13 protein-coding genes are annotated in these 11,421 nt (G+C 52.9%); 12 read left to right on the top strand and 1 reads right to left on the bottom strand.

Annotated features, from left to right (window positions below; genetic code table 11):
* Window positions 1-10 precede the first annotated feature (10 nt).
* The 8 genes from CPter91_RS13125 to CPter91_RS13095 all read left to right on the top strand — a co-directional run bounded on the left by CPter91_RS13125 (window position 11) and on the right by CPter91_RS13095 (window position 6,613).
* On the top strand, window positions 11-700 hold the full coding sequence (locus CPter91_RS13125; protein WP_061941022.1) for an NUDIX hydrolase: 690 nt from the start codon (window positions 11-13) through the stop codon (window positions 698-700).
* A 25-nt stretch (window positions 701-725) separates the two neighbouring features.
* On the top strand, window positions 726-2,822 hold the full coding sequence (locus CPter91_RS13120; RefSeq protein WP_150119685.1) for a hypothetical protein: 2,097 nt from the start codon (window positions 726-728) through the stop codon (window positions 2,820-2,822).
* Window positions 2,823-2,855: 33 nt separating this feature from the next.
* Complete coding sequence (locus tag CPter91_RS13115; protein ID WP_061941016.1) at window positions 2,856-3,470, top strand: immunity protein Imm33 domain-containing protein; 615 nt, start codon at window positions 2,856-2,858, stop codon at window positions 3,468-3,470.
* 128 nt (window positions 3,471-3,598) lie between these two features.
* The gene (locus tag CPter91_RS13110) at window positions 3,599-3,784 is read left to right on the top strand and encodes a hypothetical protein (RefSeq protein ID WP_082792819.1); all 186 of its coding nucleotides are present in this window, start codon (window positions 3,599-3,601) and stop codon (window positions 3,782-3,784) included.
* A gap of 221 nt (window positions 3,785-4,005) precedes the next feature.
* On the top strand, window positions 4,006-4,854 hold the full coding sequence (locus tag CPter91_RS13105; protein WP_061941013.1) for a HEAT repeat domain-containing protein: 849 nt from the start codon (window positions 4,006-4,008) through the stop codon (window positions 4,852-4,854).
* Window positions 4,855-5,152: 298 nt separating this feature from the next.
* Window positions 5,153-5,566, top strand: a complete 414-nt coding sequence (locus CPter91_RS26490; RefSeq protein WP_150119684.1) for a hypothetical protein — start codon at window positions 5,153-5,155, stop codon at window positions 5,564-5,566.
* Window positions 5,567-5,790: 224 nt separating this feature from the next.
* Window positions 5,791-6,258 (top strand): hypothetical protein, encoded by a 468-nt coding sequence (locus CPter91_RS13100; RefSeq protein ID WP_150119683.1) that lies wholly within the window; start codon window positions 5,791-5,793, stop codon window positions 6,256-6,258.
* Window positions 6,259-6,337: 79 nt separating this feature from the next.
* The gene (locus CPter91_RS13095) at window positions 6,338-6,613 is read left to right on the top strand and encodes a hypothetical protein (RefSeq protein WP_061941007.1); all 276 of its coding nucleotides are present in this window, start codon (window positions 6,338-6,340) and stop codon (window positions 6,611-6,613) included.
* Between the two features lie 392 nt (window positions 6,614-7,005).
* Here CPter91_RS13095 and CPter91_RS13090 read toward each other — a convergent pair whose 3' ends face one another.
* Window positions 7,006-7,422, bottom strand: a complete 417-nt coding sequence (locus CPter91_RS13090) for a helix-turn-helix domain-containing protein (protein ID WP_061941004.1) — start codon at window positions 7,420-7,422, stop codon at window positions 7,006-7,008.
* 179 nt (window positions 7,423-7,601) lie between these two features.
* Here CPter91_RS13090 and CPter91_RS13085 point away from each other — a divergent pair, with 179 nt between their 5' ends.
* From CPter91_RS13085 to CPter91_RS13070, 4 genes are read left to right on the top strand one after another with little or no spacing between them, the layout of a single operon-like run.
* On the top strand, window positions 7,602-8,276 hold the full coding sequence (locus CPter91_RS13085) for a TetR/AcrR family transcriptional regulator (protein WP_061941001.1): 675 nt from the start codon (window positions 7,602-7,604) through the stop codon (window positions 8,274-8,276).
* Between the two features lie 12 nt (window positions 8,277-8,288).
* Complete coding sequence (locus CPter91_RS13080) at window positions 8,289-9,278, top strand: HlyD family secretion protein (protein ID WP_082792817.1); 990 nt, start codon at window positions 8,289-8,291, stop codon at window positions 9,276-9,278.
* Entirely contained in the window at window positions 9,275-10,264 is a 990-nt protein-coding gene (locus tag CPter91_RS13075) for an ABC transporter ATP-binding protein (protein ID WP_061940997.1), read from the top strand. The genes CPter91_RS13080 and CPter91_RS13075 overlap by 4 nt, the downstream gene beginning before the upstream one ends.
* Window positions 10,261-11,412: an ABC transporter permease gene (locus CPter91_RS13070; protein ID WP_061940994.1), complete on the top strand. Its 1,152-nt coding sequence runs from the start codon at window positions 10,261-10,263 to the stop codon at window positions 11,410-11,412. The genes CPter91_RS13075 and CPter91_RS13070 overlap by 4 nt, the downstream gene beginning before the upstream one ends.
* Window positions 11,413-11,421: the final 9 nt, after the last annotated feature.

The raw sequence follows: 11,421 nt of genomic DNA, 5'->3' as shown, positions 1-11,421 counted from the left end.
GACGAGAAAAATGGATGCCATATTGCAAATAGATAAACCTTTGTTCACTGTGGACAGCGTACTTTTCACTGTTCACGATGGCGTTTTGAAAGTGCTGATGGCCAAACGCGCTGAATCGCCGTTTGTGGGTTATTGGGGGCTGCCAGGTGGATTTATTGATATCAGTCTGGATGAGAACACTGATATGACAGCCCGTCGAAAGTTGTTGAACAAAACGGGGATGGTGCCGAGCTATCTAGAACAGTTGCAGGTGATTTCCGGACCTAAGCGCGACCCGCGTGGATACAGCATCACACTTGCCTACTATGCGTTGGTAGCACATCAAGACGTTGAGTCTAGAATCGCGTCGGTAGAGAGTAGCTGTTGGTTGAATGTGAGTGAATTGCCCAAGCTATTGATTGCTTTCGATCATCGACACATCATTGAAATTGCACGGCAGCGACTTCAACAGAAAACGCTGTATTCAATGATTCCAGTATTCTGTTTGCCCGAAAAATTCAGCATCGGTCAATTGATCAAGGTGATTGAAGCCATCATCGAAAAGCCGATTCAAAGAAAAAGTCTAATGCGACGAATTGAAGCATCGGAAATGTTTGAAATATCCAATGAAAAAATATCTTCAGGAGGGCGATTGGCGCAGCTCTATGCATTGAAACCAGGCGTCGACATCGTTAATTTTGAACGCAATTTAAGTGTTTAACGTGAGAGAAACCGTTAAGGAAAACATGATGGCATTTAACGCGCCTGCGCCGGCCCCCGGCTTATCTGGCACCAGTGAATCCCCAGAAGTGATCGATGATCTTTCATCTTTGTTCTCAGCCACGCAAAGCGATACCGTAGCGGGCTATGTTTTGGAAATACTCGATAAATACGCGCTAGCTCTCGACACACAAAGTTATCCGGCGAACCTCTACGCCGAATCGCTCTTGTACATGGTTTATTGGTTCCACCGCTTACGTGACCCCGTCCGCAAGAATGGTATGGAAAATTGCATCGCCAAATATCTCAACGTGGACCATCAATCCGCAGTAGTGAACGCCTTGTTGTCCGATCAGAGACTCAAAATTCAGGCAAAGCAGCGCATTGATCAGGGGGTCATGATTCGTAAGACTGTCGACGTACTTGTGATGCGGGACGGGAAACACGGGCGGGAGTTCCTGACCTTGGACAGGACTTTTTTCCCTGAGGGCATGTCGCTGCCTGGCGGATTACTTCGGGATGACGATGAACATAACGAGACCGGCATCCCCGGCAGTATTTTTGCCGCATTGAGAGTAACAGGCAGCAAAGTGTTCGGATCAGTAACGCCAGAATATGGCATTGCGGAATCAGGCGGACGTAAATACTATTTCGTCCGGAACGGGGCAGGAAAAGAAGCGCGCATCTATATGGATAGAACCATTTCTCACGGATATCGCGATCACCTCAAAGACATCGCTCTTCCGTCAGATCCGCGCCATATCGTTGACACGATTGGATTCCTCGTAGAAATTCCCGAAACGGAAGGAGTGGAGGGCAGGTGGCTCCCGGAGAGCGTGATTACTACGCCGAACGCGAAAGAAGGCTCCTTTGCATTCGGCCACCACAAACAGATTGCCGCTGCGCTCATTGCGAAAAACTTTACTAAAACGCGGGGAGCTTCTCATCACGAATGGATACGCGAAACGGTAAGCAGCCCATTGGATGTATACCGTGATTTGCGGAAGCGGTTTGAGTTGAATGACGACAGTCCGGATACGCCAATTCTGGAGTTGTTGCCGGTGGTTGAATACGTTCGTAGCCAGATGATGCTATCGGCGATCGAAGAGAAGTGCCGCGACAATGCCGCACTTGCGTCGATGCGCGATCAGTTGCTGCATAAACTTCACCACGTCACGATCCAGAACGGCCCGATGTGTCCCTATGCCCCGACGTTGCGTATCTTGTTTGAAGCGGTAGGATTCTTTGATGTGGCTTGCCGTATCAAAAAGGATCTGAGTATCCATTTTCAAAAGAAGTACTGGTACCGCTACGAGGAGCTGATGCGTCGAATTCCCGAAGTGATCATCATTCCGACTTTTGATAACATTTCCGCCACCGACCTCATGAAAATCCGAGGTACCCCCATATATTTTATAGGGGTATCAACCGAGCCTGTGTATGTAGATGAATTCTGGCAGTCACCACTCGAATTCCTCATCCACGATCTTAACCATGCTTGGAAGATGATGGATATGGATGACAGGTTTTTGCGAATACAGCCAACGTTGAGCAGAGATGAGCTCATGAAAGAATCGAATAAGTTCATTCGCGAGTATTTTCCGAGTATCGCCATCCTGAAAACGGACACAGAACAACAGAAAGAAATGAAGAAGCTCAAGAAAATTCTCTTGTTTGAAGTCAGCCACGAAGACGCCAGGCCTCTGTTGCCGCATATCGTCACGGAGGCGCTTCTGGAAGATGAGGGATACGAGTTTCCGGATAACGTCGTCCGTTATGATGAAGGCGGAAATCAGGCTTATTTGGAAAAGCGCACCATTCCTGGTATCACTGCACTTTCTTATGTCAGGCACAAATTGCAACATGGTTTCTTTGATCAGACTGACTCGCAGAACATTCAGATAGTGTCTCCAAAATATCGCACGGTAGAGTGGATTGTGAGAGCAACGGTAGAACTGCTGACGGAAATGGATGCGGCAATTCCTCCTGCTGTTCAAGCGGAAGGATTGGTCGAGTACCTGACGCGGCAGGCCTGCTCCCGCGGTCCCGCGATCCTTCATTCGCCAGAAAATCTAGACCCCGTTGTCGGTGAGTATGGAGATGGAACGATTATTCAGGCGTAGTTACGGGAAGTGCAGAAATTTTTTTGAGGTGATATGACTACTTGGACGTTAGAGGACGCCGATAAAATTGCGACCTCTCATAAATATACGTTTTATAAGCCATCCCGAGACATAATCGCGCAGATTAAACCTGGTGAGGTAGTGAAGCTGATTTTTTGCTTAGATTCGGATGATCCCGAAGCGCCGAGGGCCGAGCGGATGTGGGTTCTTGTTGACGAAATTGATGCAGATGGCAGGTTTGTCGGACGATTGAACAATGAGCCGCGATGGATTAAAGGCCTTAAACTTGATGACAGAGTTTCGTTCGATGCGTCGAACATTATCAATACAGAGCACGATGACAATAATAATCTCGTTGAACGTTATTTGAAGCGTTGCTTCGCTACTAATCGGATACTTAAGGATGGCGAAAAAGTGGGTTATTTATACCGGGAATCGCCTGACAGTGAAAATGACAGCGGATGGCGGTTCACTGCAAATGACGAATCAGACGAGTACATGAACGAACCGGGAAACTGTTGCTACGTGTCCGTTGGACTAGTCCTCTCCTGCGATGATTCATTTATACATCTTCTGGACTCACCGGCGGACTCCTCCTTCATCAGAGATATTCGCACCCAGGAGTTTGTACAACTTGAGAATGAGTGAATATGTTTAGCACGGCCGGAACCGGCGTTGCGGTCAATCGAGGGGAACGCACAAATTGATTCTGCTCATACAGACAAATCGAAACCGACTGCTCACTCAGTCCAATTTTCCAAGTAAAGGCGATAGTTATGTCCGAGAATATGTCTGAAGAGAAATTGCTAGCTCATGCCCTGTTCCATATCCGCATTCTCTTGGCGGCGTTCCTCGGAAGCGAAAGTCAAGAACCACTGCAAGTTCGCTTTGCCGCTCACCTCGCATATGCACTACACAACGAAGCGCTCGCGGTTATTGAGGATAAACACTTTGATGTTTAAAATGCCTTGAGACATATTGAGAAAATAGATCAAATCCTCGGCATCGAAGACGGCAAGAGATTTACCAACTTCATATCGACCAATGCTTCAACTGATTAACTATTCCATCTCTCGGTGAGTAAATAAACTCCAGCTGTGGGGCGTGAATTCAAGCTGTGGACATTACACACAGCCATAAGCTCCAAAAAATTGAACCGACAAGTATGAATATTGGAAATCCAATGGCACACAGCCTTAAAAGTCTCGTCGGCATCGCACTGCAAGACTGGAATAGCGACAATAGCTGGCAGGCAATCGCCGAACTGCAGATGCGGGGATCACCTGAATTCCTCGCTGTTACCCGTAGATTTGCAAAATGCCGGAATTGGCGGAAACGAGCTTTGGGTATGTATATCGTGTCACAGCTTCGCAGGCGCCAAAATGGCTCCCCGACAGGAAACGCGGAGTATGCGTTGGCCGAAACGCAATTGATGTTGTTAACTGGTTTGCGGGACAGCCGCGTTGAAGTTGTATGTGCCGCAATTTCTGGATTTGGTCACAGACCGCATCTGTCGGCATTGCCGAATCTCATTGCTTTTGCGACCCACCCAGATCAACGGATACGGCTGCGAATAGCCATCGCGTTAGGCAGCTATCCTGAGGTTGAGTCAATTGATACGCTATTAAGGCTTGCGATCGACATCTCTGATGAGGTTCGCAATTGGGCGACCTTTGGTATCGGCTCGATGCAGGAAGCGGATAATTCCAAGATACGCGACCTGCTTTGGCTCAACTTGCAGGAAAGCGAAGACGACGTCAGAGGCGAGGCCTTGATGGGGCTGGCATTTCGCAAGGATAAGAGGATCATCCCGGTATTGCTCGAATTGTTAGACGACGACTGCCGAATATTTGAACTGAACGCTGCTGAATCAATTGCTAGTCCACTGCTTTTGGAGCGCCTGAATACAATAGAGAAATCTGTCGCTGGCGATGATTCAATTGATTCATATTGGTATCGATGCCTTGTAGATGCCATTGCGAAGTGCAGTCATACGCATATACAGGAACAACCCAGCCTTTTGGGCACATAGCGACAGTCACTTTCATCTTTGCGCGTCTGCTTTGAAGAAAATCGAAGGTCGCTTTTGAGTCGACGCTGCGTAAAAGCGCAAAATGATTTCACCGAAAAAAGAATTGATGTTTAAAAGCAATCGCTGTGCATTTTTTAGACTTCAGCAAGAAGTGTCCCTACTCAGCAACTTTTTTCAGATTTACGTTTTTGCACAGTCTCGGTCGAATTGAGTCTGTTCCAACCGGCTCAAAACGGCCAACAGCGATCAGTTACGAATTTAGTGCCTGTATCACAATACTTATTAAATCGGCGCTCAAGTGAAGACTTTCAAACCACTCATTTATCTACTTGCCGCTGTTGGTCTTGCGTATGTCTTTTTTTCCTATATTCTTTCTTCGTTTATTCCAAGTTGCGAAAATGAAACGATTCAAAGCGTGCTATCCCCAGATAAACAGCGCGAGGCCAAAATTGTTGTTGAGAAGTGTAGTAATCAATCTGGAGGCGTTCTTAAATTGAGTCTTTCAAACCAAACCAATTCTAGAAAGATTGATAGTGTAAATATTGGTGTGGCAACCGCAAAAGACGTAGGCATCACTTGGCTTTCAGAAAATCGCCTTCAACTTGCCTATTCAGACTCGTATCAGATTCTCCAGCAACCTTCTGAAATTGATGGGGTTGAAATTAGATTTGTTTCCAAGGCGAGCTCCATCAAGGATGTTGTGCGCCAATAACGCAGCTTGGGTGTCCGTTATTTCGAAACGCGACTGTCTGCAAAGGCAACAACAGACATTCGAGCCAGCTTCCCAATAGACACTTCCTTGCTAATTCCAATGTGACGTGACAGGGCCAGGTGAATTTTTGGCCACCGCTATATTATGGTTCGTCACGTGCAAGAGGCTTCTTTATTTGTATTAACTGCGCTTTGTGCTCAACTTCACTAGAGGTGTCTATAGAAATGCAAGCAATATCATTTTTCAACTCAGTATTGCGGGCCGCATTGAGCGAGATGAAGGAAAAGGCTGTTCCAGTGTTTACATTCGCGTTTTATCATGACCATGAATCTGGAGCAGTATCCGTTTGCGTCGACACAGAGGAAAGCTCTGATAATGCCGTCCGTTCAATGAACCGTTATAACGTGTGCCATTTCCTGAAAGCTGTGGAAAGAGGCGACCTCAAAAGCGCAAGCCTGTGGCAGGCCAATATTGGACGTAGCCTATCGCTGGGGGATTTCAGTTTTATCAATGTCGCACGCACAGACATTGGTGAAATCAACGTTAATGAACAGTTTTACGTTTTAATGGTGAAGGCGCTCGTTGCGGTCCAGGAAGAGGTGGCAATTCTCGCAAACAGCCCAGAGCGATTGGTCTTCGCATGTTCGGGTAAGGACGACGAGGTCGCGTATGTATGGTCTCTTCCACGCTAATCCTAATGCTGGTATCCGCCAGTGCCGGTCGGTCGCGGTTGTCATTAGGTTTTTGTTGTAGCACGGAGTTATACCGAATATGAAAAACAACCGCGTAATGCAAAATTTCGGCTCGTTCGCCATGGGTGCCTTTTCAGCATGGGCAATCCCTTCGGATTGGTTTCTGCACGTATTTCTGTTTTTTATAGGCGTTACACTCTTGTTCGGGATTCTTGGCACGACAGGTGCCGATGAGCCAAATAAACTTCATCCAGTCACTAAAGCTATTTCGTTCCTCTTAATTGGCACAAGTAGGCCAAACGCCATCATCAAAGAACGCCGGGAGTTGCGGTTGTTTTTTCTCTCAGCTGCTTAGGTACTGGGCATGGGTGTTGGTATTATTTTTCTGGCAAAATTTTAGAGGCCGATATATGCAAGCCCAACGCTCCGGAACCACAGAAGTAACATGTTGAGCGTCCGCTTTGGAGAAATGCGACCGGCGGCTTAGGGTCGAGGCTGTGTGAAAACGCAAAAACATAAAATTTTCGTGGGTAGGGCGACCATTGCTGATATTGAGAAAATCGCGTAGCGGTCGTTTTGAGAGGCCGATTTTTATGTGCGCCGAATTTTTCTGTGTTTTCACACAGCCTCGGTCGAATTGAGCCTGTCGCACCTGCCTCAAAATGTTGACGAATAGACCTTGGGTGGATTGCTGCGCGAAGCGCCTCACAGCAATGCCTGGTCGTGCACCTTAACGATGTCGCTTGCTCATGGCAGCCCGCCGCCAGATCCGGCAGTATTGTGATGTTGCTGTTTCATGTGCGCCTTGCGCCAGATCGCCGGCGACTCCCCGAATTCGGCTTTAAACCACCGCGTAAACGAGCTCGGCATGGAGTAGCCCAGGAGTACCGCCACTCGTCCCAGAGAGAAGTTGGGATTTTCCATATAGCGCACGGCAAGATCGCGGCGCGCATGATTGACCAGATCCGAGAAGATCTCTCTCGATTCCGACAGCTGGCGCTGCATGGATCGGACATTCATTCCCATGCTTTGCGAGATTTGTTCGATGGTCGCACGTCCGCTGGGCAAGGAAAGGTAGATTGCTTTCTCGACATCGGATGCGAGCGAGCTTTCTGTTTCCCTTAGCAGGGTATCCGCATAACTCTGCGCATACTTGGCCGGCATCAACCACAGGTTTTAAGCGGAAGCTGGCCGCGCCGTTGCCCGGTGCAGCTTTTTTATTTAAATATCCTTTTAAATCATAATATTGAATGATTTTATTAAAGTTATATTTAACCTTATGAGGTCTTGCCGTTACATCTGCGACCTTGAAATTAATTAATGCGTTGATTAATCTTTGAAGCATGACCACCCCCGCGCCAGTTCGCGGCCGACCGCTGGCATCCGACCAGGACAGCCGCGAAAAGCTGCTTGATACCGCCACCTTGCTGTTTTCCTCGCAGGGCATCGCGGCGACCACAGTAGCCGCGGTCGCGCGCCAGGCTGGCGTCACTGCGGCCATGGTGCATTACTACTTCAAGAACCGCGATCAGCTGATCGAAGCCGTGGTCGACGAACGCGTCAGCCTGTTCATCCGCAGCATCTGGGAGCCGATCAACGGCGATCAGCCGCCGGAGCAGATGATCATGGGGATTGTCGACAGGATGATCAGCACGACCGAAAAAATGCCCTGGATGCCGGCCTTGTGGGTGCGCGAAGTCCTGAGCGACGGCGGCCAGCTGCGCGAACGCATGGTGCGGCGGGTGCCGCTGGCCAAGCTGATGCTGTTTGCCGACAACATCGCGCGCAGCCAGCAGGCGGGCCAGCTCAATCCGCAGCTGCAGCCGGATCTGATTTTCGTTTCTGTCATCGGCCTGACCATGCTGCCGCTGGCGATGGCGCGTACCTTGAAGGACCGGCCGTCGCTGCCGATCGCACACAAGCTGGCGCTGATGGACAAGGCGCTGCTGGCGCGCCATATCAAGGCGCTGCTGTTGCACGGGCTAGCCATGCCTGGCGCGACTCTCTCTGACGACTAACCGGGGATTTCCATGCAATACAGCCTGGCCGATTATTGCAAGCAGCTGGTCCGTCCTGCCGCCATGGCTGGGGCGGTTCTCAGCTACCTGACGCTGGCAGCCTGCACCCCCGCCAACGACAACGATTGGCAGGGCTATGTCGAAGGCGAATACGTGTATGTCGCGGCCTCGCAGGGCGGCCGCCTGGACCGGCTGTCGGTGCAGCGCGGCCAGCAGGCCGCCCTGGGGGCGCCGCTGTTCGCGCTGGAAGCAGGCGATGAAAGCGCCGCCCGCGATCAGGCGCAGCGCCAGCTGAAAGCCGCCGAAGCGCAGCTGGCCGACATCCAGAGCGGCAAGCGGCCGCAGGAACAGGAAGTGACGCGGGCACAGCTGACGCAAGCCCAGGCGGCGGCCGCCAAAGCCAATTTGCAGTTGCGCCGCGACGAACTACAATTCCAGGCCGGCGGCATCGCACGCCAGCAGCTGGACGACTCGCGTGCAGCGGCCGAGACGGCGAACGCCCAGGTGCGGCAGTGGCAAAGCCAGCTGACGGTAGATCGCCTGCCTAGCCGCGAAGCCCAGGTGCGGGCGCAACAGGCCCAGGTCGCCGCCGCCCAGGCGGTGCTGGAACAGGCTGACTGGAAGCTCGGCCAGAAAACGGTGACAGCAACCCGCGCCGGCCTGGTGTTCGACACCATGTACCGGGAAGGTGAATGGGTGGCGGCCGGCAATCCGGTGCTGCGCATGCTGCCGCCGGAAAACGTCAAGATCCGTTTCTTCGTGCCGGAAACCACCTTGGGGCGCTTCAAGCTCAACCAGGCGCTGACGCTTAGCTGCGACGGCTGCCCGGCTAACGTGGCTGTGCACATCTCCTATATTTCCACCGAGTCCGAGTACAACCCGCCCATCATCTACAGCAACCAGTCGCGCGCCAAGCTGGTGTACATGATCGAAGCGCGGCCGGCGCCGGCCGATGCGCTCAAGCTGCATCCGGGGCAACCGGTGGAAGTGAAACTGCCATGACCACCGTCGCCAGCGATGCCGAGAAGACCGATGGCGACCTGGTGGTCGATGTCGACCGCATCAACAAGCATTTCGGCAGCAAGCATGTGGTGAAGGATCTGTCGCTGCAGGTCCGGCGCGGCGAGATCTTCGGCTTCCTGGGCCCAAACGGCAGCGGCAAGACGACCTCGATCCGCATGATGTGCGGCTTGCTGACGCCGGATTCCGGCCATGGCACTTGCATGGGCTTCGATATCATCAAGCAGAGCGACCAGATCAAGCGCCGGGTCGGCTACATGACGCAGAAATTCTCTTACTGGGATGATCTCAGCATCCGCGAAAATCTGGATTTCGTGGCGCGCATCTACGGCATGCAGCGGCGCAAGGAAGTAGTCGACCAGAGCCTGGAAAAGCTTGGCCTGAGCAGCCGCGCCAAGCAGCTCGCCGGCTCGCTCTCGGGCGGCTGGAAGCAGCGGCTGGCGCTGGCGGCCAGCATGCTGCACCAGCCGGAACTGCTGTTGCTGGACGAACCGACCGCCGGCGTCGATCCGGCCGCGCGCCGCGATTTCTGGGAAGAGCTGCACCGGCTGGCGGCCGAAGGCATCAGCGTGCTGGTCAGCACCCATTACATGGACGAGGCCGAACGCTGCCACAAGCTGGCTTACCTGGCCTACGGCAAGCTGCTGGTGCAAGGCACCGCCGCCGAAGTGGTCGCCGGCCAGGGCTTGAGCACCTGGGCGATCTATAACAGCCGCGACAGCGACATCCGCGACAACAAGCTGGTCGGCCTGTCCCAGCAATTGCACGAACAGCCGGGAGTCGACCAGCTGGTGGTGTTCGGCACCTCGCTGCACGTATGCGGCAAGGACGCCGCCTTGCTGGAGCAGACCCTGCGCCGCATCACCGCCGGCCAGGGCTTGCGCATGGAACTGATCGACACCAGCCTGGAAGACGTCTTCATCTACATGATGAACCGCTCTACCGACAATTTCGGGGAGCTGTCATGAACGGTTTCTCGGGTTTTTCGGGGTTTTCATTCAACCGCTGGTGGAGCATCGTCCTCAAGGAATTCCTGCAGCTGATGCGCGACCGCGTCACGGTGCGCATGATCACCGTGATCCCGGTGATGCAGATGGTGCTGTTCGGCTTTGCCATCAACAGCGATCCCAAACACATGCCGACTGCCGTCATCGCCGCCGATCACAGCGAGTTCACGCGCACTTTCATCGCTGCGATGAAGGCATCTGACTATTTCGATATCGTCGCCGAGCTGCCCAACGAAGCGGCAGCCCGTAGCGCGCTGGCGCAGGGTAAAGTGCTGTTCGTGCTGAATATCCCGGCCAGCTTCACGCGCGATTTGCTGCGCGGCCAGCGGCCGGCTTTGCTGGTCGAGGCCGACGCCACCGATCCGACCGCCACCGGCATGGCCCTGGCGGCCTTGCCGCAACTGGTGCAATCGGTCGCCGACAAGGATTTGCAAGGGGCGCTGGCGAAGTTCAGCGGCGGCGCTCCGGCCTTCCAGGTGCAGGTGCAGCGCCTCTACAACCCGGAAGGCGTAACCCAATACAACGTCGTGCCCGGCTTGATGGGCGTGATCCTGTCGATGACCATGGTGATGATGACCGGCCTTTCCATGACCCGTGAGCGTGAGCGCGGCACCATGGAAAACCTGCTGGCGACGCCGGTCTCGCCGATCGAGGTCATGACCGGCAAGATCATGCCGTATATCGCGATCGGCCTGATCCAGGCCACCATCATCCTGCTCGGCGCGCGCTTCATGTTCCATGTACCGTTTGCCGGCAGTGTGCTGGCGATCTATCTGGCGGCGCTGTTGTTCATCGCGGCCAGCCTGACGGTCGGCATCACCTTGTCGTCGATCGCGCAAAACCAGCTGCAGGCGATGCAGCTGACGATGTTCTATTTCTTGCCTAACATCCTGCTATCGGGCTTCATGTTCCCGTTCCAGGGCATGCCGAAGTGGGCGCAGTACATCGGCAACCTGCTGCCGCTGACCTATTTCAACCGCCTGATACGCGGCATCCTGTTGAAGGGCAACGGCTGGGTCGACCTGTGGCCGAGCGTGTGGCCGCTGATGCTGTTCACGGTGATCGTGATGGGCATTGCGCTGCGTTTCTATCGCCGCACACTGGATTGAGGGAGTCGT

Origin of the sequence: Collimonas pratensis, assembly GCF_001584185.1 — a bacterium.
GTDB classification, from domain to species: Bacteria; Pseudomonadota; Gammaproteobacteria; order Burkholderiales; family Burkholderiaceae_D; genus Collimonas; species Collimonas pratensis.
This window is presented reverse-complemented; position numbering and strand designations above follow the sequence as displayed.